Origin of the sequence: Streptomyces olindensis (assembly GCF_040645895.1) — a bacterium.
GTDB lineage: Bacteria > Actinomycetota > Actinomycetes > Streptomycetales > Streptomycetaceae > Streptomyces > Streptomyces olindensis.
In genome coordinates this window covers 20924-46969 of record NZ_JBEYZD010000051.1, presented here as the reverse complement: position 1 = coordinate 46969, position 26046 = coordinate 20924, and the positions used below count along the sequence as shown (strand labels likewise).

Here is a 26046-nt window from a genome sequence, read left to right as displayed (position 1 = left end):
CGGGCGGCCTGGGCGGCCCGGGGCCCCGGGCGGTCCCGGGTGGGATGCGGGCGGGAGTCGGGCGGACGGGGGAGTCGGGCGGGTCAGGCGTTCTCGGCCGGTTCGGGGGTCTCGGGGCACGGAGCGGCCGGGGGCCGGGCGGGCGGGAGTCGGGCGGGTCAGGCGTTCTTGGTCGGTTCGGTGGGCTCGGTCGGTTCCGCAGGCTCGGTCGGTTCGGTGGCCTTGGGGCGCGGTGCGGGCGGGAGTCGGAGGGACGGGGGAGTCGGGCGGGTCAGGCGTTCTCGGCCGGTTCGGGGGTCTCGGGGCACGGAGCGGCCGGGGGCCGGGCGGGCGGGAGTCGGGCGGGTCAGGCGTTCTTGGTGGGTTCGGTGGGCTCGGTCGGTTCGGTGGGCTCGGTCGGTTCCGCAGGCTCGGTCGGTTCGGTGGTCTTGGGGCGCGGTGCGGGCGGGAGTCGGAGGGACGGGGAGTCGGGCGGGTCAGGCGTTCCTGGTGGGTTCGGTGGGCTCGGTCGGTTCGGTGGTCTTGGGGCTCGGTGAGGACGGGACACGGGCCCGTCGGACGGCCGGGATCAGCCCGGCCACCAGCGCGGTCAGGGCCATCCCGGCGGCGGTCACCAGCAGGGAGGACCGGCCGCCCCAGGCGTCGAGGAGCTTCCCGGCGGCGAACGCGCCCACCGTGGTGCCGAGGGCGATGACGAGCCCGGACAGGGCCGCGACCCGTCCCTGCAACTCCTGCGGGGTCGTGGTCACCTGGTACACCGCGGTGGCCACCCCGAAGACCGCCCCGATCAGGTTCATCACGGCGAACAGCACACCGAGGACGACCGGCCCGGTGCTCCAGGCCATGGCGGTCATCAGCACGGCCCACAGGGCCAGGCCGCCGACCAGGAGGACGGACAGGGGGAGCCGGGCCATGAACCAGCGTCCGGCGAGCGCCCCGAGCAGGCCTCCGCAGCCGCTGATGCCGAGCACCAGGCCCACCGTGGACTCCGGCAGCCCCTGTTCCTTGACCAGCACCACGACCAGGCCGAGCATGACCACCTGGAGCAGGGCGGTGGACACGGTCACCACCGGCAGCATGGCGCGCAGCGCCCGCTGTCCCCGCAGCCAGCGCAGGGCGTCGGCCAGGTCCTCGCGGATGGGCCGGCGTCGCGTTGGGGCCTCGGTCCGCAGGTCGGCCCGGATGTACCGGAGGTTGACGGCGGCGACCACGGCGCCGACCGCGGCGGCGAGGTAGGGGCTCCAGCGGGTCCAGGTGAACAGCACGGTGCCGGCCGGCCCGCCCAGCAGGCCCGCGATCCGGCCGCGGGCCTCGTTCTGGGAGAGCGCGGCGGGCAGCTGCTCCGCCGGGACGACGGTGCGTACGGCGGCCCGCTCGGCGAGCGAGGAGACGATGGCGAGGGACACGTCGGCGGCGATCAGCGCGAGCAGCAGGCCCATGCCGAGTCCGCCGAGGGCCGTGGCACCGGCCACCGTGCCCAGCACGACGATCCGGCCGAGCGCGCACCAGCGCATCACCGCGCGCCGGTCCCAGCGGTCGACCAGGACCCCGGCCGGCAACTGCACGACGGCCTGCGGCAGCACGGCGGCGGCCGAGGCCAGGCCGACCGCCTGCGCGGACCCGCCGGAGATCTGCAGCGCCAGCAGCGGGTAGCAGACGCCGCTCATCCGGGAGCCGAAGAACTGCAGCCAGTTCCCGGTCCACAACAGGAGGAAGTCGCGGTTGCGGCGCAAGGGGAGCGCCGCAACCGCCGTCTCGTCGACCACCGTCATGCGCTGAGCCTGCGCGCGGGGTCTACGCCGTTTCTACGAATCCCGGCCGGCGCGGCGTCCAGGGCCGCGAGGCGGTCCGCGAGGAGCCGGCCGACGTGGGCGATCGGCCCGGGCCGGGTCATCAGGCCCTCGTGGTCGGAGTCCACGTCGTGGTTGACGATCTCTCCGGCGACGTGCGCCGCCCAGGCCCGGTGGCCCCGCTCGCGGGCGAGCGCCCCCTGGTCGCGGCGGGCGGTGACGAACAGCATGTCCCCGCCGAAGCGGCCCGGGGTGTGGGACCACATGAGCCGGGTGTTGTTCACGTAGACGTCCTTCATGGCGAGGATCTCGTGCTCCTCGAACCGGGCCATCACCTTGTTCTCGCGCGCCAGGAAGGCCCGGTAGCGCTCGATGGGGAAGGTCTCCGGGGTGAGTTCGCCCTCCTGGAAGTCGAAGCCGATCGCCCGCAGGTTGCGCGCGATGATCGCGGCCTCGGTCGGCGGCTCGGTGCCGGCCGCGTCGGCCACCGGGTAGGCGTCGAGCACGGCGAGGAGTTCCACCCGGGCGCCGCGGCGCTCCAGTTCGGTCGCGATCGCGTGGGCGATGGTCCCGCCGACCGACCAGCCGAGCAGCCGGTAGGGGCCCTCGGGGGCGACCGCGCGGATCTGGTCGGCGTAGTCGGCGGCCATCTCCGTGATCGAGGCGGGCAGCGGCTCGGCGCCGTCGGTGCCGCGTGCCTGGAGCCCGTACAGCGGGTACGCGGGGTCCAGGTGGGTGAGCAGTCCGAGGTAGCACCAGCTGAGGCCGGCCGCCGGATGCACGCAGAACAGTGGCGTTCCGGTGCCGGAGGCGCGCAGCGGCACCAGCACGCCGTGCCCGTCGCGCTCACCGTCCGGGTCCAGGTCGCGCAGCAGTTCGGCCGGGGTGGGCGCCTGGAAGAGCCGGCGCAGGGGCACCTCCGTGCCGAGGACGGCACCGACCCGGCCGACCAGCCGTGTCGCGAGCAGGGAATGCCCCCCGTGTTCGAAGAAGTTGTCGTCCAGGCCCACCCGGGCGAGGCCGAGGACCTCGGCGAACAGGGCGCACATCAGCTCTTCGCGCGGGGTGGCCGGGGCCCGCCCCACGGTCCCCGTCCCGAAGTCGGGGACCGGCAGTGCGGCCCGGTCGACCTTGCCGTTCGGGGTCAGGGGCAGGGCGTCGAGGACGACGACGGCCGCGGGCACCATGTGGGCGGGCAGGGTCTCCTTGAGCCGGTCGCGCAGGACCGGGCCGAGTCCGGTGTCGTCGCGGCGGCTCGCCGGGTCGTTGGCGGCGGGCCGGGCGTCGGGCCCGGGTGCCGGCCGGTAGGCCCCGGCGAGCGCCAGGTCCACCGGCCCGTCGCCGCGCACGAACAGGGCCTCCAGTGTGCCGTCCTCGTCGTCGGCGGCCGCCCAGGTGACGGCCACCCGGTGGCCGGTGCGCTCGGCGAGGGCGTACAGGTCCTCGGGGTCGACGGCGGTGACGTCCGCGGTCTCCTCGCCGAACAGGGCGTGCACGGCACTCACTTCGTCGCGCACCCGCAGGTTGGGGATGCCCGTGACGCGCAGGGCCGTGGCGCCCGCGGTCAGTTCGGCGGCCAGGTCGTCCAGCCCGCGCAGCCGCTCGCCCCAGGTGAGGACCGGCCCCTCGGGGACGTCGGGGGCGGGGGCGGTGTGCAGCACCACGTCGTAGCGGTGCCGGGTGAGCTCGTTGTGGTGGACGCCGCGCCGGACGCGCAGGTCCACGCCGCTCACGCCGGGAAGGCCGGTGAACCACTCGGGTGCGAGCAGCAGTTCCTTCTCGCGGGCCACGGCCCGCTCGACCCCGGCGCGCAGCACGTCTCGTTGGGCACCCTCGGGCGGAGCGTCCTGCCCGGTCAGCGCGACGGCCCCGCGCAGCGTGCGCAGCGTGCGGAGGTTGCGGACGTCGCCGACGAAGACGGTGCCGCCGGGGGCGAGCAGCTCGCGCACCCGGTCGAGGACCTCGGCGAGGTAGTCGGCGCTCGGGAAGTACTGGACCACCGAGTTGAGCACGACGGTGTCGAAGGCGCCCTTGGGCAGGCCGTCGATGTCGTGGGCGGGCTGGACGGTCAGGGTGACCCGGTCGGCGAGCTCGGGCCGCTCGGCGACCTGGGCAGCGAGTCGCTCGATGACGGACGCGGACAGGTCGGTGCCCCAGTAGCTCTCGCAGTGCGGGGCGACGTGGGCGAGGATCAGGCCGGTGCCGGCGCCGATCTCCAGGACGCGGCGGGGCCGGCCGGCGAGGATGCGCTCGACCGTGCCGGAGCGCCACTCGTGCATCTCCTCCAGGGGGATGGGGTCGCCCGTGTACGTGGAGCGCCAGATGCCGAAGTCCTCGCCGAAGCGGTCGGAGCCGGGCTCGCCGTAGAGGGCGTCGTAGGCCGCCTCCCACTCGCGGACCTGGCTCGCCTCCGCCTCCGTGTCGCGGGTCCCGTCGCCCCGGTCCGGCACGGCGTACGCCACCAGGCGCTTGTCGCCGGGGGTGTCCTCGCGGGCGACGACCACCGCCTGGGCGAGCTCCTCCTGGGTGGTCAGCGCGGCCTCGATCTCGCCGAGTTCGATGCGGAAGCCGCGCACCTTGACCTGGTGGTCGGTGCGGCCGATGTACTCCAGGTCGCCGTCCGCGCTCCAGCGGACCAGGTCGCCGGTGCGGTACATCCGGCCGCCGGCCGGGCCGAAGGGGTCGGCGGTGAACCGCTCGGCGGACAGGCCGGGCCGGTTCAGGTAGCCGCGGGCCACACCGGTGCCGGCGATGTACAGTTCACCGGCCTCGCCGGGGGCCACCGGGCGCAGTCCGGCGTCCAGGACGTAGACCCGGGTGTTGTCCAGGGGGCGTCCGATGGGCGGCCGTTCGCAGGTGGCGGCGTCCAGGCGCGCGGCCGTGGACCAGATGGTGGTCTCGGTCGGGCCGTAGACGTTGGTGAGGGAGCCGCCCAGATCGTGCAGGGCGCGGCCGAGCGGGCCGGGCAGTGCCTCGCCGCCGACGAGCTTGACGAGGCCCCGCAGGGCTTCGGGGCGGGTGGCGACCAGGCTCTGCCAGGCCGTCGGGGTGGCCTGCAGGACGGTGGCGCCGGATTCCTCGACGAGCCGGGCGAGGGCCACCGGGTCCTTGACGGTCTCGCGGGCGGCGAGGACCAGGCGGGCGCCGTGCGCCAGCGGGGTCCACAGTTCCAGGTTGGAGATGTCGAAGCCGATGGTGGTGACGGCGAGCAGCCGGTCGCGCTCGGTCAGCGCGAGGTGGTCGCGCATCGCGGTCAGCAGGTTGAGCAGGTTCCGGTGGCCGACGACCACGCCCTTGGGCCGGCCGGTGGACCCGGAGGTGTAGATGACGTACGCCGGGTGTTCCGGGTGCGGCGGTGCGATGCGGCGGACCCGCGCCAGCTCGGCGTCGGTGACGGCGTCGAGGGCTTGGCGGGTGCGCGGGTCGTCCAGGACCAGGCGCGGCACCTCGGGGGCGGTGTCCTCGGGGAGCGCGCCGGCACTCTCGCGGTCGGTGAGCAGCAGGACGGGGGCGGCGTCGGCCAGCATGTAGGCGACGCGGTCGGCCGGGTACTCGGGGTCGATCGGCACGTACGCCGCACCCGTCTTCAGGACGGCGAGCAGGGCGACGACCATCGTCGCGGTCCGGGGCAGGGCCACGGCCACCAGGTCCTCGGCGCCGACGCCGCGCGCGGCGAGCGAGTGGGCGAGCCGGTCGGAGCGCAGGTCCAGCTCGCGGTAGTCGAGCGTGAGGTCCTCGAAGTCGAGGGCGGGGGCGTCGGGGGTGCGGGCGGCCTGGGCCCGGAACAGGACGGGCAGGTGGTCGGCGGGCAGTTCGCGGGCGGTGTCGTTCCAGCCGACGAGCATGCGTCCGAGGTCGTTCTCGGGCAGCGTGTCGAGGGTGCCCACCGGCGCGTCGGGGCGGGCGGCGGCGGCCGTCAGGAGGGCGACGAGGCGGTCCGCGAGGCCCCGGGCGGTCTCCCGGTCGAACAGGTCGGCGGCGTATTCGAGGACACCGGCGATCCCGCCGGGTGTGCCGTCCGCGGTGTGCCGTTCGCCGAGCCGGAACATCAGGTCGAAGCGGGCGACTCCGGTGCCGACGTGCTGCCCCGAGGCGGCCACGTCCGGCAGCGGCCCGGCAGGACCGGCGGCAGCGCTGCCGGAGGCGTCGCGGGCGGCGACGTTGTCGAAGGTCAGCATGGTCTGGAACAGCGGGTGGCGGGCCATGGAGCGGGCCGGGTTGAGCACGTCCACGAGCCGTTCGAAGGGCACGTCCTGGTGGGCGTAGGCGCTCAGGTCGGTCTCCCGGACCCGGGCCACCAGGTCGGTGAACGTCTCGTCGGGCACCACCTCGGTGCGCAGCACGAGGGTGTTGGCGAAGAACCCGACCAGGTCCTCCAGGGCCTCGTCGGTGCGGCCCGCGATCGGGGTGCCGATCGGGATGTCGGTGGCGCCGCTCAGCCTGGACAGCAGGGCGGCCAGGGCGGCCTGTACGACCATGAAGAGGCTGGCGTGGTTCTCCCGGGCCAGGTCGGTCAGCAGGGCGTGCGTCCCGGCCGGGATCTCCACGTCCAGCAGGTCGCCGCGGTAGGAGGCGACGGCCGGGCGGGGACGGTCGGCGGGCAGGTCCAGTTCCTCGGGCAGCCCGGCCAGCGTCCGCCGCCAGTAGTCGAGTTGGCGGGAGGCGAGGCTGTCGGGGTCGTCCTCGGAGCCGAGCAGGTCCCGCTGCCACAGGGTGTAGTCGGCGTACTGCGCCGGCAGCGGACTCCAGGCGGGTGCCTCGCCCCGGCAGCGGGCGGCGTAGGCGGCCGTGAGGTCGCGGACGAGCAGCGGCATCGACCAGCCGTCGGTGGCGATGTGGTGGACCAGCAGCAGCAGGACGTGCTCGTCGGGGCCGACGGTGAACAGCACGGCCCGCAACGGCGGCTCGGCGCCGATGTCGAAGGCGTACCGGGCCTGCTCCTCCAGCGCCCCGGTCAGCTCGTCCGCGGTGGTGTCGAGCACCGTCAGGTCCGGGCGGGCCGCCGCCGGGTCGAGCACGGTCTGGTACGGCCCCTGGGCGTCCTCCGCGAAGACGGTGCGCAGGGTCTCGTGGCGGGTGACGAGGTCGGCGAGGGCGGCGGCCAGCGCGCCCCGGTCCACCGCGCCGGACAGGCGCAGGGCCGTCGGCACGTTGTAGGTGTGGCTGCGGCCCTCGAACCGGCCGAGGAACCACAGGCGCTGCTGGGCCGAGGACAGCGGGATGCGCTCGGGGCGGTCGCCCGCGACCAGCGGGGTGCGGGCGGGGCCGCCGGAGCCGAGGGCGGCGGCGAGTCCGGCCACGGTCGGCGTCTCGAAGAACTGGCGGATGGTCAGCTCCTCGCCGAGCATGGCGCGGATGCGGCCCGCCAGGCGGGTGGCCAGCAGCGAGTGGCCGCCGAGGGCGAAGAAGTCGTCGTCGAGGAACACCCGCGGCACGCCGAGCACGTCGGCGAACAGGCCGCACAGGATCTCCTCCTGCGGGGTGCGCGGCGCCCGGCCCGCCCGGGCCGGACCGTACTCGGGTGCGGGCAGCGCGGCCCGGTCCAGTTTGCCGTTGGGGTTGAGCGGCAGGGCGTCCAGGACGACGAACGCGGACGGCACCATGTGGTCGGGCAGGGCCGCGGCCACGTGGGCGCGCAGCCGCGCCCGGTCCACGGTGCGGCCGGCGGCCGGGACCAGGTAGGCCACCAGCCGCTTGTCGCCCGGCCGGTCCTCGCGGACCAGGACGGCGGCGCGGGCGACGTCCGGGTGGCCGAGGACGACGGCCTCGATCTCGCCGAGTTCGATGCGGAAGCCGCGCACCTTGACCTGGAAGTCGGTGCGGCCGAGGTAGTCGAGGTTGCCGTCGGCGCTCCAGCGGACCAGGTCGCCGGTGCGGTACATGCGGGTGCCCGCCGGGCCGTGCGGGTCGGCCACGAACCGCTCGGCCGACAGGCCCGGCCGGCGGTGGTAGCCGCGGGCCAGGCCCGGCCCCGCGATGTACAGCTCGCCCGCCACCCCGACCGGGACCGGCTGCAGGGCAGCGTCGAGGACGTAGAGCCGGGTGTTGCGCAGGGGCGCGCCGATCGGGGGGACGCCGGTGATCTCGCCTCGCGTGTACCAGGCCGCCGCGTACACGGTGGCCTCGGTGGGGCCGTAGATGTTGGCGAACCGTTCGGCGCCGACCGCCCGCACGACGGCGTTGGCGTCGCGGGCGGACACGGCCTCCCCGGCGAGGACCACCTCGCGCGCGGTCACCGACGGTCCGCCGTCGCCGACGAGTTGGGCGACGGCCGAGGGGACGCCGCTGATGAGCGACACCGAGCGGCCGGCGTGGGCCGGGTCACCCAGTTCCAGGACGTCCCGCATCACCTCGACGGTGCCGCCGCACAGCAGCGGGCCGAACATCTCGAAGACGGAGACGTCGAAGTTGAGCGAGGTGGACGCCACCACGTGGGCCATGCCGTCGGCGCCGAACTCGCCGACCGCCCAGGCCGCCAGGTCGGCGACGTTCTCGTGCGGCACCACCACGCCCTTGGGCAGCCCCGTGGAGCCGGAGGTGTAGATCGCGTACGCGGCGTGCCCGGGCCGCAGGGGAGCGTGCCGCTCCGCGTCGTCCGGAGCGTGCGCGGGCAGAGCCGCGAGCGCGGCCTCGGTGCCCGCCTCGTCGAGGACGATGCGCTCGGGGCCCTCGCCGGGCAGCCGGCCGAGCGCCTCCCGGGTGGTGAGCAGCAGGCCAGGGTTCGCGTCCCGCAGGAGGTGGGCGATGCGGTCGGCCGGGTAGCCGGGGTCGACGGGCACGTACGCGGCACCGGACTTGAGGACGCCGAGCACCGCCACGAGGGTGAGTTCGCTGCGCGGCAGGGCGATGCCCACGAAGCGCTCCGGCCCGGCGCCGCGCGCGATCAGCAGCCGCGCCAGCCGGTTGGCGCGGGCGTCCAGTTCGGCGTACGAGAGGGTGCGGTCCGCGTGGCGCACGGCCGGGGCGTCGGGGGTGCGGGCGGCCTGTGCCTCGAAGAGGGCGGGCAGGGTGGCCCGGGGCACGTCGCGCGCGGTGTCGATCCACGTCCCCAGGATGCGGCGGCGCTCGTCCTCCTCCAGGATCCCGATGCGGCTCAGCGGCAGCTCCGGGTTCTCGGCGAGGGCGTCGAGCAGCAGGGTCAGCCGGCGGACGAGGGTTTCGGCGGTGGCACGGTCGAACAGGTCCTCGTTGTACTCGAGGTGCCCGGTGATCCCGGCGGGGGAGCCGTCGTCGGCGCGGCCGTCGGCGACGGCGAACAGCAGGTCGAACTGGGCGACGCCGGTGCCGACCCGGTCGCCGGAGACGGTCAGTCCCGGCAGCCGGCCCTCGCCGAGCGCGGCCTTCTGGTCGACGTTGTTGAAGGCGAGCATGGTCTGGAACAGCGGGTGGCGGCCCCTGGCCCGCGCCGGGTTGAGCACCTCCACGAGCCGCTCGAAGGGCACGTCCTGGTGGGCGTAGGCCGCCAGGTCGGTCTGCCGGGCCCGGGCCACCAGCTCGGCGAAGGCCGGGTCGCCGGAGACGTCGGTGCGCAGCACGAGGGTGTTGACGAAGAAGCCGACCAGGTCGTCCAGGGCCTCGTCGGTGCGGCCCGCGATCGGGGTGCCGATGGGCACGTCGGTGCTGCCGCTCAGCTTGGCCAGCAGGGCGGCGAGGCCGGCCTGGACGACCATGAACAGGCTGGCCCGGTGCTCGCGGGCGAGGTGCTCCAGACGCTGGTGCAGGGCCGCCGGGATGGCGACCGGCACGGTTCCGCCCCGGTAGCCGCTCTCGGCGGGGCGCGGCCGGTCCGTGGGCAGCGGCAGCTCCTCGGGCAGGTCCCGCAGTGCCTCGCGCCAGTGGGCGAGCTGGCGGCTGATGAGGCTGTCGGGGTCGTCCTCGGAGCCGAGCACCTCGTGCTGCCACAGGGTGTAGTCGGCGTACTGCACCGGCAGCGGTGACCAGGCGGGTGCGTTGCCGGCGCAGCGGGCGGCGTAGGCGGTGGTGAGGTCACGGACCAGGACCGGCGTGGACCAGCCGCCGTCGCTCGCGATGTGGTGGACGAGCAGCATCAGCACGTGCTCGTCGGGGCCCAGCTCGAACAGGTGGGCGCGCAGCGGCGGTTCGATGGCCAGGTCGAAGCCCTGGCGGGCGGCCCGGCGCAGCTCCTCGGCCAGGCCCGCTTCGTCGGTCCGGGTGACGCTGGGTTCGGGCCGGGCCCGCTCCGGAGTGAGGACGATCTGATGGGGGCCCTGCTCGTCCTCGGCGAAGACGGTCCGCAGGGTCTCGTGGCGGGTGACGACGTCGGCCAGCGCGGCGGTGAGGGCATCCCGGTCGAGCGAGCCGGAAAGGCGCAGTGTGGTGGGGATGTTGTGGGCGGCGGTCGGTCCCTCCAGGCGGCCCAGGAACCACAGCCGGCGCTGGGCGAAGGAGACCGGCACCCGCTCGGGCCGCGGACGGGCCCGGAGCGCGGGCCGGGCCGCGTCACCGGAGCCGAGCAGCTCGGCGAGGCCCGCCACGGTCGGCGTCTCGAACAGCTGCCGCACCGGGAGGTCCACACCGAGGGTGGCGCGGACGCGGGTCATGAGCCGCAGCGCCAGCAGCGAGTGGCCGCCGCGCGAGAAGAAGTCCTCGTCCACCGACACCCGCGGGACGCCGAGGACCTCGGCGAACAGCCCGCACAGGATCTCCTCCTGCGGGGTGCGCGGGGCCCGGCCGGTGCTCTCCAGGCCGTAGGCGGGGGCGGGCAGGGCGGCGCGGTCGAGCTTGCCGTTGGGCGTCAGCGGCAGTTCGCCGAGGGTGACGAAGGCGGCGGGGACCATGTAGTCGGGCAGGCTCGCCGCCACGTGCTTGCGCAGCACGTCACCGTCCGGGGCCCCGTCCCGGGCGGTGACGACGTAGGCGACGACGCGCTTGTCTCCGGGAGCGTCCTCGCGGACGAGCACGGCGGCGCGGGCGACGTCCGGATGGTCGGCGATCACGCTCTCGATCTCGCCCAGCTCGATGCGGAAGCCGCGCACCTTGACCTGGAAGTCGGTGCGGCCGATGTACTCCAGTTCGCCCCCGGCGGTGCGGCGCACCAAGTCGCCGGTGCGGTACATCCGTGTCCCGGCGGGGCCGTACGGGTCGGCGACGAACCGTTCCGCCGACAGTCCGGGCCTGCGGTGGTAGCCACGGGCCAGACCCGCGCCCGCGATGTACAGCTCACCCGCGACTCCGTCCGGGACCGGACGCAGGCCCGAGTCGAGCACGTACACACGGGTGTTGGCGATCGGAGCGCCGATGGAGACGTCTCCCGAGGCGGGCACACCGGCCGCCGTCGACCAGATGGTGGTCTCGGTCGGGCCGTAGAGGTTCGTCACCGACCTGCCGCCCTCGGCGAGCGCGCGGGCCAGCGATGCGGGCAGCGCCTCACCGCCGACCAGCACCCGCAGCGACTCCGGCACTCCTCCGGCCTCGACCAGGGCGTGCCACAGGCTGGGGGTGGCCTGCATGATCGTGGTGCGCGTCTCGCGCACCAGGTTCGCCAGGGCGACCGGATCGCGGACGATGTCTCGCGGGGCCAGGACGACTTGGGCGCCGTGCAGCAGTGGCAGGAACAGTTCCAGGCCGGCGATGTCGAATCCGACGGTGGTGACGGCGGCGAGGCGGTCGTTCTGGGTGAGGGTGAAGCGGTCCTGCATGGCCGTCAGGAAGTTCACCAGTGCTGCCTGCGGGACGGTGACGCCCTTCGGGCGGCCCGTCGATCCGGACGTGTAGATCACGTAGGCGGTGTGCTCGCCCGAACGCCCCGAGATCACCGGGTCTTCCGAGGCGTACGCGGACAGGTCCGCTTGACCGAGGACGTCCTCGGTCAGCGTCAGCACCGGGTCCGCGTCCTGGAGGATGTACGCGATGCGCTCCTGCGGGAACTCCGGGTCCACGGGGACGTATCCGGCGCCCGACTTCAGCACGGCGAGCAGGGCGACGACCAGCTCGACCGACCTGGGCAGGGCGACGGCCACCAGTCGCTCCGGGCCCGCGCCCCGCTCGATCAGCCAGTGCGCGAGCCGGTTGGCCCGGGTGTTCAACTCGCCGTAGGAGACGGCCAGCTCACCGAAGGTCAGGGCCGGTGCCTCGGGCATGGCCGCCGCGCGCGCCGCGAACAGCTCGGCGACGGAGGACGGTTCGACGTCCCGGGACGTCGCGTTGGCGCGCTCCAGGACCTCGTGCCGCTCGGCGGCGCTGAGCAGGTCCACGCGGGCCACCGGCGCGTCCGGGGCGGCGGCCACCGCCGCCAGGACGCGGGTGAACCGCTCGGCGATGCGCTCGGCGGTGGCCCGGTCGAACAGGTCCGTGCTGTAGTTCAGGGCGCCGCTCAGCCCCTCCGGCGCACCGGAGGACGTCTGGCGCTCCTCGACCGTGAAGGACAGGTCGAAGCGGGCGGTGCGGGTCTCGGCCGTGTGCCCGCCGACGGTGAGGCCGGGCAGTTCGGCGGCGGCCGTGCGGGCCTGCCGCTGGTCGTTGTCGTTCCAGGTCAGCAGGGTCTGGAACAGCGGGTGGCGGGCCATCGCCCGGGGCGGGTTGAGCACTTCCACGAGCCGCTCGAAGGGCACGTCCTGGTGCTCGTAGGCGTGCAGGTCGGCGTCCCGGACCCGGTCGAGCAGCTCCCGGAACGTGGGCGTGCCGGACAGGTCCGCGCGCAGCACCAGGGTATTGACGAAGAAGCCGACCAGGTCGTCCAGGGCCTCGTCGGTGCGGCCCGCGATCGGGGTGCCGATGGGCACGTCGGTGCTGCCGCTCAGCTTGGACAGCAGGGTGGCCAGGGCGGCCTGGACGACCATGAACAGGCTGGAGCGGGTCTCGCGGGCCAGGTCCAGCAGGCGCGCGTGCACGTCGGCCGGCACCGCGAGGGGCAGGGTGTCGCCCCGGTGGGTGGCCGTCGCCGGGCGGGGCCGGTCGGTCGGCAGGCCGAGCTCGTCCGGCAGGTCCGCGAGGGTGTCACGCCAGTAGGCGAGCTGCCGGCTGATCACACTGCCGGGGTCGTCCTCGGAGCCGAGCAGCTCCTGCTGCCAGACGGTGAAGTCCGAGTACTGCACGGGCAGTTCGTCCCAGCCGGGCGCCCGGCCGGCCTGCCGCGCCGCGTACGCGCCGAGCAGGTCGCGGACGAGGACGGGGATCGACCAGCCGTCCCCCGCCACGTGGTGCAGCAGCACCAGCAGGACGTGCTCGTCCGGCGCGAGTTCGAACAGGGTGCAGCGGATCGGGGTCTCGCCGAGCAGGTCGAACTCGTGCCGGGCCGCGTCCTCCAGGGCCGGGTCCAGGCCCGCCTCGTCGGTGGGCACCACCGTGAGGGCGGGTACGGCGGCGTCGGAGTCGGCGGCGAGGACCACCTGGCGGGGCCCGTCGGGCCCGTCGGCGAGGACCGTGCGCAGCGTCTCGTGGCGGGTGACGACGTCGGTGAGGGCGGCGGCGAGGGCGTCCCGGTCGAGGGTGCCGGTCAGCCGCAGGGCGGTGGGGATGTTGTAGATCGCGCTCGGGCCGTCCAACTGGTTGAGGAACCACAGGCGGCGCTGCGAGAAGGACAGCGTGGTCACGAGTTCTCCTTGTTCCCGGTACGGCGGCGCAGCGCGGGACGGGTGGTGGTGGTCTGCGCGCTTTCGAGGCTTTCGGCCAGGGCGGCGACAGTGGGCTTCTCGAAGAAGGCGCGGATGCTCATTTCCTTGCCCAGGGCGGATCGGACCCGGGCGGCCAGCCGGTTCGCGAGCAGCGAGTGGCCGCCGAGGGCGAAGAAGTCGTCGTCGATGCTCACCGTGGTGACGCCGAGGACCTCGGCGAACAGCCCGCACAGCGTCTCCTCCTGCGGGGTGCGCGGCGCGCGTCCCTCGCCGAGCGCGCCCAGCGCGGGGGCGGGCAGGGCGGCGCGGTCCAGCTTGCCGTTGGGGGTCAGCGGCAGCTCGTCGAGGGTGACGAAGGCGGCGGGGACCATGTAGTCGGGCAGGCTCGCCGCCACGTGCTTGCGGAGCACGTCCCCGTCGGGGGCGCCGGACGGGGCCGGGACGACGTAGGCGACGACGCGCTTGTCCCCGGGGGCGTCCTCGCGGACCACGGCGGCGGCGCGGACCACGTCCGGGTGACCGAGGACGGCGGCCTCGATCTCGCCGAGTTCGATGCGGAAGCCGCGGACCTTGACCTGGAAGTCGGTGCGGCCGAGATAGTCGAGGCGTCCGTCGGCGGTGCGGCGGACCAGGTCGCCGGTGCGGTACATCCGTGTCCCGGCGGGGCCGTACGGGTCGGCGACGAAGCGTTCCGCCGACAGTCCGGGCCTGCGGTGGTAGCCACGGGCCAGACCCGCGCCCGCGATGTACAGCTCACCCGCCACACCCAGCGGGACCGGACGCAGACCCGCGTCGAGCACGTACACGCGGGTGTTGGCGATCGGAGCGCCGATGGACACCTCTCCGGAGGCATCGACCTGCGCGGCGGTGGACCAGATGGTGGTCTCGGTCGGGCCGTAGAGGTTCGTCACCGACCGGCCGCCTTCGGCGAGCGTGCGGGCCAGCGACGCGGGCAGCGCCTCACCGCCGACGAGGACACGCACTCCCGCCGGTACCGTGCCGGCCTCGACCAGGGCGTGCCACAGGCTCGGAGTGGCCTGGACGATCGTCGCGCCCGACTCCTCGATCAGGGCCGCCAGCGCGGCGCGGTCGCGGACGATGTCGCGCGGGGCCAGGACGACTTGGGCGCCGTGCAGCAGTGGCAGGAAGAGTTCCAGGCCGGCGATGTCGAATCCGACGGTGGTGACGGCGGCGAGGCGGTCGTTCTGGGTGAGGGTGAAGCGGTCCTGCATGGCCGTCAGGAAGTTCACCAGTGCTGCCTGCGGGACGGTGACGCCCTTGGGGCGGCCGGTCGATCCCGAGGTGTAGATCACGTAGGCGGTGTGTTCGCCCGAACGCCCCGAGATCACCGGGTCGGTGGAGGGGTACGCCGACACGTCGGCGTCGGCGAGGACGTCCTCGGTCAGCGTCAGCACCGGGTCCGCGTCCTGGAGGATGTAGGTGATCCGTTCCTGCGGGAACTCCGGGTCCACCGGGACGTATCCGGCACCCGACTTCAGCACGGCGAGCAGGGCGACGACCAGCTCGACCGACCTGGGCAGGGCGACGGCCACCAGTCGCTCCGGGCCCGCGCCCTGCTCGATCAGCCAGTGCGCGAGCCGGTTGGCCCGGGCGTTCAGCTCCCCGTAGGAGACGGCCAGCTCACCGAGGACCAGAGCAGGCGCCTGAGGCGACACCGCCACACGGTCGGCGAAGAGCTCCGCGAGCGAGGCGTCCGGGACCTCGCGGTCGCTGTCGTTCCACTCATCGAGCACCCTCTCCCGTTCTCCCGGGGCCATCACGTCCACGTCCGACACCGGTGTTCCCGGCGCCTCCACCACCGTCCGCAGGACCCGTACGAACCGCTCCACGAGGCTCTCGGCGGTGGCCCGGTCGAACAGGTCCGTGGCGAACTCCAGGTGGCCGTGGAGGCCGGCCGGGTCACCGTCGGCGCCGTAGGCGTCCTTGAGAGCCAGGGTGAGGTCGTACTTGGCGACCCGGGTGCCGAGCGGCAGTGTCTCGGCGGTCAGGCCGGGGAACCGGTCCGCGACGCCGGCCGCGACGCGGTCGTCGTTGTTGTTCCACATCAGCATCGTCTGGAACAGCGGGTGACGGGCCAGCGACCGGGCCGGGTTGAGCACCTCCACGAGCCGCTCGAACGGCACGTCCTGGTGGGCGAAGGCCGCGAGCGAGGTCTCGCGCACCCGGTCCACCAGGTCGGTGAACGCGGGGTTGCCGGACAGGTCGGCGCGCAGCACGAGCGTGTTGACGAAGAAGCCGACCAGGTCGTCCAGGGCCTCGTCCGTGCGTCCCGCGATCGGCGTGCCGATCGGGATGTCCTCGCCCGCTCCCAGCCTGGACAGCAGGGTGGCCCAGGCCGCCTGGACCACCATGAAGAGGCTGGCCCGGCTCTCGCCCGCGAGCGCGGCGAGACCCGCGTGCAGGTCGGCGGGGACGTGGAAGGGCACGGTGTCGCCGCGGTGCGAGGCGACCGGCGGCCGGGGACGGTCGGCGGGCAGCGCCAGTTCCTCGGGCAGCTCGGCCAACGCCTGCTTCCAGTAGCCGAGTTGGCGGGCGGCGATGCTGTCCGGGTCGCTCTCGGAGCCCAGCACCTCCCGCTGCCACAGCGTGTAGTCGGCGTACTGGACCGGCAGTTCGGCCCAGCCGGGCGCCTCGCCGGCCCGCCGGGCCGCGTACGCCTCGGTGAGGTCCCGGGCGAGCACGGGCGCCGACCAGCCGTCGGTGGCGATGTGGTGGAGCACCAGCAGCAGCACGTGCTCCTGCGGGCCGGTGCGCAGCAGGGTGACCCGCAGCGGCGGCTCGGCGGCCAGGTCGAACGGGCGGGACGCCGCCTCGGCGAGCCGGTCCGCGAGATCCGCCGGTGCCACGTCGGCGGCGCGCAGGGCGCCGAGGGCGGCGAGGGTCTCCTCGGGCGTACGGATCAGCTGGTGGCCGCCGTCTGCCCCCTCTGCCGCCTCTGTCCCCTCTGTCCCCTCTGCCCCCTCCGCGCCGTCCGCGCCGTCCGCGTCATGCGCGGAGTCGGCGAAGACGGTGCGCAGCGACTCGTGCCGGGTGACGACGTCGGCGAGGGCCGCGGCGAGGGCGTCCTCGTCGAGGGCGCCGGTGAGCCTGAGGGCCGTGGGCATGTTCCAGGTCGCGCTCGGTCCCTCCAGGCGGTGCAGGAACCACAGGCGGCGCTGGGCGGGCGAGAGCGGGATCCGCGCGGGCCGCTCGCGGCGCGTGACGGCGCTGCGGGCGCCCTCGGCCTGGTCCAGGACGGCGGCGAGCCCGGCCGGGGTGGGCTCCTCGAACAGGCCGCGGACGGCGAGTTCGACGCCGAGGACGGTGCGGATCCTGGCCACCAGCCGGGTGGCGAGCAGGGAGTGGCCGCCCAGGTCGAAGAAGTCCTGGTCGACGCCGACCGCCGGACGTCCGAGGACCTCGGCGAACAGCCCGCACAGGGCTTCCTCGCGTGCCGTGCGCGGGGCCCGCGTCGTGGTGTCCGTCTCGTGGGCCGGGGCCGGCAGCGCCGCCCGGTCCAGCTTGCCGGTGCGGGTCAGCGGCAGCTCGTCCAGCAGGACGTACGCGGCGGGCACCATGTGGGCCGGCAGCCGGCTCGCGAGGTGGGCGCGCAGCGCGGCGGCGGACGGGGCCGCGCCGTCCCGGCCGGCCACCACGTAGGCGACCAGGCGCTTGTCGCCCGGGGTGTCCTCGCGGACCACGACCGCGCACCGGGTCACCTCCGCGTGGGCGGTCAGCGCGGCCTCGATCTCGCCGGGTTCGACGCGGAAGCCGCGGATCTTGACCTGGTGGTCGGCGCGGCCGACGTAGACGAGGTCGCCGTCGGCGGTCGTGCGTACCAGGTCGCCGGTGCGGTACATGCGGGAGCCCGCGGGGCCGTACGGGTCGGCGACGAACCGTTCGGCGGTCAGGTCGGGACGGCCCAGGTAGCCGCGTGCCAGCGCCTGCCCGGTCAGGTGCAGTTCACCGACCACGCCGGGCGGCACGGGCAGCAGACCCGCGTCCAGGACGCGGACGCCGACGCCGTCCACGGGGCGGCCGATCGGCGGGGTGTCCGGCCAGTCGGCCACGTCGGCGGGCAGCGTCCACGCGGTCACCACATGGGTCTCGGCGGGTCCGTAGTGGTTGTGCAGCACGGTCGCGTGCCGCGCGTGGTGGTCGCGGACCGGCTCCCGCAGGGTCAGCGCCTCGCCCGCCTGGACGACGTGGCGCAGCCCGGACAGGTCGGCGCCGCACTCGCGGGCGGCCTCCAGGACGCCGTCGACGACCAGGTTCGGGGCGTACAGCTCGGCCACCCGCTGCTCGGCCAGCCAGCGGGCCAGTTCGCGTGGGTCGCGGCGGGTGTCCTCGGGGCAGACCGCGAGGGTCTTGCCGGACAGCAGCGCGGAGAGGATCTCCTGCACGGACACGTCGAAGCCGACGGCGGTGAACTGGGCGACCACCGTGCCGGGTGCGCCGGGCACCGCCCGCTCGTGCCAGTCGAGCAGCCCGGCCAGGGCGCGGTGCGGCATGACGATGCCCTTGGGGCGCCCGGTGGAGCCGGAGGTGTAGATCACGTAGGCGGGGTGCTCGGGCAGCGCGGCCGGGAAGGCCGTGCCGGGTTCAGCGGCCGGTCGCGGGTCCTCCACGAGGATCCGGACGGCGTCGGACGCGGGCAGGCCCGCACCGGTCCCGGCGGTGGTGATCACCGCGCCGGGCCGGGTGTCGGCGAGCAGCAACGCGATGCGCTCGGCCGGGAGTTCCGGGTCGACCGGCACGTACGCGGGACCCGCGGTGAGCGTGGCGACGAGGGCGACGGCCAGGTCGGTGCCGCGCGGCAGGGCGACCGCGACCCGGTCCTCGGGGCCGAGGCCGAGGCCGCGCAGCTCCACGGCCAGGGCGCGGGCCCGCTCGTGCAGTTCGCGGTACGTGAGGCTGCCGCGGTCGTCGGTGACGGCGACCGTGTCGGGGGTCCGGGCGGCCTGCTCGGCGAGGAGCCGGGCGAGCGGCCGGTGGGGGCGGGGCCGGGCGCCCTGCGACGCGGCGCCCAACTCGGCGCGGGCGGCCTCCGGCAGCACGTCGACGCGGTGCACGGGACGTCCGGCGTCGGCGGCGACCGCGGAGAGGACCGCGAGCAGGGCCGAGGCGAACAGCTCGGCCGTGGCCGGGTCGTACAGGTCGGTCGCGTACTCCAGGCGCACCGTCAGGCCGTCCGGCGCGCCGCGCTCGGTGCGCCGGTCGGAGAAGGCGAACAGCAGGTCGAAGGTGGCCACGCCGGTGCCGACCTCGCCGACGCGCATGCGCAGGCCCGGCAGATCCTCGGCGAGCCGCCCCGTGGTGTCCTGGGCGGCGTTGTTCCAGGTGACCATCGTCTGGAAGAGCGGGTGCCGGCCCAGCGAGCGGTCCGGGTTGAGGGCCTCCACGAGCCGCTCGAACGGCACGTCCTGGTGCGCGTAGGCGTTCAGGGAGGTGGTGCGGACCCGGTCGAGCACCTCGGTGAACGAGGGGTCGCCGGACAGGTCCGTGCGCAGCACGAGGGTGTTGACGAAGAAGCCGATGAGACCGTCGAGCGCCTCGTTGACGCGGCCCGCGCTGGGGGTGCCGAGCGGGATGTCCTCGCCCGCGCCGAGCCGGGACAGGGTGACCGCGAGCGCGGCCTGGACCACCATGAAGAGGCTGGCCCGGTGCTTCTGGGCCAGCGACTCCAGCTCCGCGTGCAGCTCCGCGGGGATGTGGAAGCGCAGGTCGGCGCCCTGACCGGTGCCCTGGCGGGGGCGCGGGCGGTCGGTGGGCAGGGTGAGTTCCTCCGGCAGGCCGGCGAGTTCCTCGCGCCAGTGGGCGAGTTGGCGGCCCAGCTCGCTGTCCGGGTCGTCCGCGGAGCCGAGCACCTCGCGCTGCCACAGGGTGTAGTCGGCGTACTGGACGGCCAGCGGCCGCCAGGCCGGTGCGGTGCCGTCGTGCCGGGCCGCGTACGCGGTGGCGAGGTCCTTGACGAGCAGCGGGACCGACCAGCCGCCGTCGCCCGCGATGTGGTGCATGACGAGCAGCAGGGCGTGCTCCTCGGGGGCGGACGGGTCCGCCGTCCCGCGTCCCAGGACGAACAGGTGGGCGCGCAGCGGGAGGTCCGAGGCGAGGTCGAAGCCGGTCCGGGCGGCCTCGGTGAGCAGGGCGGGCAGCTCCTCCTCGGTGGCGGTCCGCACGGTCGTCGGGACCGGCCGCGGGTCGAGGATGATCTGGTGGGGGCCCTCGGCGTCCTCGGCGAAGACCGTGCGCAGGGTCTCGTGGCGGGTGACGACGTCGGTGAGGGCCGCGGCCAGCGCGTCCCGGTCGAGGGTGCCGGTCAGACGCAGCACCACGGGCACGTTGTAGGTGGGGCTGCCCGGCTCCTCGAAGCGGCCCAGGAACCACAGGCGCTGCTGGGCCGGCGAGGCGGGCAGGCGCTCGGGGCGCGGACCGGCCACCAGCGACGCGCGGCTCGCGCTCGCCCCGGTGACGCGGGCGGCGAGGGCGGCGACCGTGGGCGCCTCGAACAGGACGCTGATCGGCAGGTCCACGTCGAGGACCGAGCGGATGCGGCCGACCAGGCGCATCGCGGCCAGGGAGTGACCGCCGACGGCGAAGAAGTCGTCGTCGATGGAGACCCGGGGCCGGCTGAGGATCTCCGCGAACAGGCCGCACAGGATCTCCTCCTGCGGGGAGCGCGGCGGCCGTCCCGCGCTGTCCTGGGTCTCGGCCGGGTCGGGCAGCGCGGCCCGGTTCAGCTTGCCGTTGGCGGTCAGCGGCAGCTCGGGCAGCGGCACGAACGCGCCGGGGACCATGTACTCCGGGACGGCGGCGGCCACGTGGGCGCGCAGCGCCGGCTGGTCCAGGTCGGACACCACCCAGGCGACCAGGCGGGGTTCGCCGGCCGCGTCGGGGCGTACGCCGACGGCCGCGGCCGTGACGTCCGGGTGGGCGGCGAGCACCGCCTCGACCTCGCCGGTCTCGATGCGGAAGCCGCGCAGCTTGACCTGCTGGTCGCCGCGGCCGACGTAGGTGAGGAGGCCCTGCGCGGTGCGGCGTACGACGTCGCCGGTGCGGTACATCAGGGTGCCGGCGGCGCCGAACGGGTCGGGCACGAACCGCTCGGCGGTACGGCCCGGCTGGCCGAGGTAGCCGCGGGCGAGTCCGGCGCCGGACAGGTACAGCTCACCGGGCACCCCGGGCGCGACCGGGCGCAGCAGGTCGTCCAGGACGTACACACCGGTGTTGTCGAGCGGCTCGCCGAGGTGGACGAGGGCCGGGTCGGTGATGGGGGCGGCGGTGGACCACACGGTGGTCTCGGTGGGGCCGTACACGTTCAGGACGGACCGTGCGGCGCCGGTCAGGGTCGCGGCCAGGTCGGCGGGCAGCGCCTCGCCGCCCACCAGGACGCGGACGCCGGCGAGGAAGGAGGCGTCCCGTCCGGTGGCGGCCCGCCACAGGGTCGGGGTGGCCTGCATGAGGGTGATGCCGTGGCGGGTGACGGCGGCGCGCAGCGCCTCCGGGTCGCGGACGGTGTCGGGGCCGGCGAGGACGACACTGCCGCCGCAGGCCAGCGGCAGGTACAGCTCCAGGGCCGCGATGTCGAAGCCGATGGTGGTGACCGCGAGGAGGCGGTCCTCCGCGCTCGCGGCGCACCGGTCGGCCATCGCCCGGAGGAAGTTGTCGAGGGCGCCGCGGGGCACCACCACACCCTTGGGGACGCCGGTGGAGCCGGAGGTGTGCAGGACGTACGCGGCGCCGGTGGCCGGGACGCGGACGTCGAGGTCGGTGTCCTCGTACCGGGGAAGGTCCGCCTCCTCGGCGAGGACGGTGGGCACGGCGACGGCGGGCAGGCCGGGCAGCAGTTCCCCGGTGGTGACGAGGACGGCCGGGCCGGCATCCGTGATCATCCGGCGGACGCGGTCCGCGGGGAAGGCGGTGTCGATCGGCAGGTAGGCGGCGCCGGCCTTCTGGACGGCGAGCAGTGTCACGAGCAGCTCGGTGGTGCGGGGCAGGGCGACGGCCACGAAGCGCTCCGGGGCGGCGCCGCGCTCGGTCAGCAGCCGGGCCAGGGCGTTGGCGCGGGCGTTCAGCTCGGCGTAGGTGAGCGCGGACTCCCCGTCGGACACGGCGGGCGCGTCGGGGCGCTCGGCGGCGTGCTGCTCGAACCGGTCCAGGAACCAGCGGTCCCGGGCGTCGCGGGCGGTGTCCGCCGGGCCGGTGAGGGCGGCCGCGCGCTCCCCGTCGAGCAGCACGTCCACGGCGCCGACGCGCTGCCCGGGGTCCGCGACCAGGCGGGCCAGGACCGTGACGAAGCGGTCCGCCAGGCGTTCGGCGGTGGCGTGGTCGAAGAGGTCTCCGGCGTACTCGAGGATGCCGGTCATGCCGTCCGCGGCACCGTCCGCGGTGTGCCGTTCACGCAGGTTGAACGCGAGGTCGAACTTGGCGACGCCGCCGCCGACCCCGCCCCGGGCGGTCACCGTGAGGTCGCCGAGCCGGGCCTCGGCCGTGCCCGAACCGGCCCGGTCGCCGGTGTTGTTGAAGGCGAGCAGGGTCTGGAACAGCGGGGAACGGGCCAGGGAGCGGACGGGGTTGAGCACCTCGACGAGCCGCTCGAAGGGCAGGTCCTGGTGGGACCAGGCGGCGAGGTCGGACTCCCGCACCCGGGTGAGGAGTTCGGAGAAGGTCGGGTCGCCGCCGACGTCGGTGCGCAGCACCAGCGTGTTGATGAAGTCGCCGACGAGGTCGTCGAGCGCCTCGTCGAGGCGGCCGGCCACCGGGGAGCCGAGCGGGATGTCGTCACCGGCGCCGAGCCGGGACAGGGTCACCGCGAGAGCGGCCTGCACCACCATGAACACGGTGGCGTCGGCGGCCCGGGCGCACTCGGCGACGGCGCGGTGCAGCGCGGCCGGGACCGTGATCGCCACGTTGTCGCCCCGGTAGGAGGCGACGGCGGGACGGGGCCGGTCGGTGGGCAGGGCGAGTTCCTCGGGCAGGCCGTCGAGGGTCTCCCGCCAGAAGGCGAGCTGCCGTGCGGCACGGCTGTCCGGGTCGTCCTCGGAGCCCATCAGTTCGTGCTGCCACAGCGCGAAGTCGGCGTACTGGACGGGCAGTTCCTCCCACTGCGGGGCCTCGCCGACGGCCCGGGCCGCGTAGGCGCGGGTCAGATCGCGGGTGAGCAGCGGGGTGGACCAGCCGTCACCGGCCACGTGGTGCAGCAGGACGAGGAGTTCGTGCCGGTCCTCGCCGAGTTCGTACAGGAACAGCCGCAGCGGGATCTCGGCGGACAGGTCGAAGGGGTGCCGGGCGTGCTCGGCGAGCAGCCCGGGCAGCTCCTCCTCGGTGCAGCGCACGTGGACCGGCTCGGGGCGCACGTCGGACAGGACGACCTGGTGGGCGCCCTGCTCGTCCTCGGCGATGACCGTCCGCAGGCTCTCGTGGCGCCGTACGACGTCGGCGTAGGCCGCGCGCAGGGCGTCGTGGTCGAGCGGGCCGGTCAGGCGCAGCGCGGAGGCCAGGTTGTAGACCGGGTTCGGTCCCTCCATCCGGTGCAGGAACCACAGCCGCTGCTGGCCGTAGGAGAGCGGCAGGCGCTCGGGGCGCTCCGCGCGGACGAGCGGCGGGCGCGCGTCCTCGGCCTCGCCCAGGGAGCGGACCAGGGCGGCCGGGGTGGGGTTGCGGAACAGGCTCTTGACGGAGAGTTCGACGCCGAGGCTCGCGCGCAGCCGGCTGACGAGCCGGATGGCGAGCAGGGAGTGGCCGCCGAGCGCGAAGAAGTCGTCGTCGGGGCCGACGCCGGTCAGGCCCAGGACACCGGCGAACAGCTCGCGGACCAGTTCCTCGCGCGGGTCCCGCAGGGCGCGCTCGACGGGCAGCGCGGTCGCGGTCTCCTGCGGGGCGGGCAGCGCCTTGCGGTCCACCTTGCCGTTGGGGGTGAGCGGCATCGCGGGCAGGGCGACGATCGCGGCCGGGACCATGTAGGCGGGCAGGGCGTCGGCGAGGTGCCCGCGCAGTGCCTCGGTGTCGACGGTCTCGGGGGTCACCCAGGCGATCAGGCGGGCATCGCCCGGCCGGTCCTCGCGGGCCAGGACCACGGCCCGGGTGACGTCGGGATGCGCGGCGGCCGCGGCCTCGATCTCGCCGGGCTCGATGCGGAAGCCGCGCAGCTTGATCTGGTCGTCGGCGCGGCCCGCGTAGACGAAGGTGCCGTCCGCCAGGCGGCGGGCGAGGTCGCCGGTGCGGTACATGCGGGCGCCGGGGGGACCGTACGGGTCGGCGACGAAGCGCTCGGCCGTGAGGTCCGGGCGGCCCAGGTAGCCGCGCGCGAGGACGACACCGGACACGTACAGCTCTCCGGCGACGCCGGGGGCGACCGGGCGCAGGGCCGCGTCCAGGACGTAGGCGCGGGTGCCGGCGAAGGGGCGGCCGATCGGCACGGGTCCGTCGGCCGGTTCGGTGCCCGGCTCGATGCGGAACTCCAGGCAGTTGACGGTCGCCTCGGTCGGGCCGTACGCGTTGATCACCGTGGCGTCCGGGTGCGCCGTGCGCCAGGCGCGCAGGGCCTCACCGCGCAGCGCCTCGCCGCCGAGGACGAGGGTGCCGGACGGGGAAACCTCCGCCGGCAGGGTGTCGAGCAGCTCCAGGTGGCTGGGGGTGCCCTTGAGGAAGGTGGGGCGGGGGCCGCCGACCGCGTCCGGGAGCTCCGACAGGTGGGCGCAGCCGCCGGAGACGAGCGGGGTGTACAGGCCGGTCACGGTGAGGTCGAAGGTGACCGAGGAGTGCACGAGGGTGAGCCCGGCGGCGTCCGGGTAGGCCTGGCGGGCCCTCAGGAGGTAGGCGCCCACCGAGCGGTGCTCGACGACGACGCCCTTGGGGCGGCCGGTGGAGCCGGACGTGAAGATCAGGTAGGCCGGGTCGTGCGGGTGCGGCGCCGTCGTGAAGGAGGCGGCCTCCTCGTCGGTGACGGCCAGCGTCGCGACGCCGGGCAGCTCGGTGCCGGGCCCGGTCAGGGCCAGCACGGGCGCGGCGTCGGCGAGCACCGCCGCGGTCCGCTCGGCGGGGTGGTCCGGGTCGAGCGGTATGTAGGCGCCGCCGGACTTGGCCACGCCGAGCAGCGCCACCACGAGGTCGATGCCGCGCGGCAGCAGCACGGCCACCGTCCGGCCCGGGCCGACCCCGCGCTCGACCAGAGCGCGGGCCACGAAGCTGGCGCGGGCGTCGAGCTGCCGGTACGTCAGCACCCGGTCCCCGGCGCGGACGGCGGGAGCGTCCGGGGTCGCCGCGGCCTGGGCGGTGAACAGCCCGGGCAGGGTGGGCAGGTCGGCGTACGACGCGGGTGCGGCGGGTCCGGCCGCCGCGGCCAGGGCCCGGGCGGTCTCCTCGGCGCCGATGACGTCGATCCGGCCGAGCGGCCGCTCCGGCTCGCTCACCAGGGTGTCGAGCAGGGCGAGGAACCGCTCGCCGATCGCCGCGGCGGCCGCGTCGTCGAAGAGGTCCCTCTGGTGGAACAGCTTGAAGCGCAGCGCGTCCTGCGGCATCCCGACGAGGCTGAGCGGGAAGTGGTTGGCCGAGTGGCTCTCGGCGCCCACCACCCGCAGCGGGTCGGCCTCGCCGGAGACCGCGGGGCCGGACTCGAAGGGGAAGTTCTCGAAGACGACGGAGGTGTCGAAGAGCGGGCCGAGCCCGGCACGGTGCTGCACCTCCGACAGGCCCAGGTACTGGTGGGCGATCAGCTCGGCCTGGGCGCGGTGCACGCTGCCCAGCAGTTCGCCGGTGGTCTGCCCGGGGCGCAGCCTGACGCGCAGCGGCAGGGTGTTGATGAACAGGCCGACCATGGACTCCACGCCAGGCAGCTCGGCGGGGCGGCCGTTGACGGTGACGCCGAAGACCACGTCGTCGGTGCCGGTCAGACCGGCGAGCACGAGTGACCAGGCGGCCTGCACCACGGTGTTGACGGTGACGCCCGCGGAGCGGGCCCGGGCCGTCAGGGCCCGGGTCTGCTCCTCGGTGAGCCCGAACTCGTGGCGCCCGGGGTCCTGCGGGGTGTGCTCGGTGGTGCCGGCCACGAGGGTGGGGGCGGTCAGCCCGTCGAGGGCGCTGTCCCAGGCGGCGCGCGAGGCGTCCGCGTCCTGGCGGGAGAGCCAGGCCAGGTAGTCCCGGTAGGGGGCCACCGGCGGCAGCCCCCTCGGGTCCCCGCCCGAGAGGTACAGGGCGTGGTACTCCTTCAGCAGCGTCGGCAGGGACCAGCCGTCGAGCACCGTGTGGTGGATGGTGAGGACCAGGCGGTGGCTCTCGCCGCCGAGCCGGATCAGGGTGAACCGGATCAGCGGCGGGCGGCCGGTGTCGAAGCGCTGCTCACGGTCGGCGAGCGTGACGCGGCGGGCCTGAGCGTCGGCCTCCTCCGCGCCGAGGTGGGACAGGTCGATCTCGGTCCACGGCAGCTTGTACCGGGCCGCGACGATCTGCACCCACTCCCCGCCCTTGCGCTGACGGAACGCCACCCGCAGGCTCGCGTGCCGGCGCAGCAGGGCCTCGGCGGCCTCCCGGGCGCGGCCCGCGTCCAGCGGGCCGGCCAGGTGGAAGGTCGACTGGACGGTGTAGATGTCGGGCGTCGCCTGGTCGAAGACGCTGTGGAACAGCAGACCGCTCTGGAGCGGGGAGAGGGGCAGGATGTCATCGACTGCGCGGGTGGTTCTCGCCAC

At 75.0% G+C, this 26046-nt stretch carries 3 protein-coding genes; all 3 read right to left on the bottom strand.

Annotated features, from left to right (window positions below):
- Positions 1 to 476 precede the first annotated feature (476 nt).
- The 3 genes from ABZ948_RS28320 to ABZ948_RS28310 are packed head-to-tail and all read right to left on the bottom strand — an operon-like array spanning position 477 to position 26046.
- Entirely contained in the window at positions 477 to 1772 is a 1296-nt protein-coding gene (locus ABZ948_RS28320) for an MFS transporter (RefSeq protein WP_359764117.1), read from the bottom strand.
- The gene (locus tag ABZ948_RS28315) at positions 1769 to 13342 is read right to left on the bottom strand and encodes a non-ribosomal peptide synthetase (RefSeq protein ID WP_359764115.1); all 11574 of its coding nucleotides are present in this window, start codon (positions 13340 to 13342) and stop codon (positions 1769 to 1771) included. Before ABZ948_RS28315 ends, ABZ948_RS28320 begins: the two co-directional genes overlap by 4 nt.
- Positions 13339 to 26046, bottom strand: coding sequence for a non-ribosomal peptide synthetase (locus ABZ948_RS28310; protein WP_359764113.1), 12708 nt, complete (start codon positions 26044 to 26046; stop codon positions 13339 to 13341). Before ABZ948_RS28310 ends, ABZ948_RS28315 begins: the two co-directional genes overlap by 4 nt.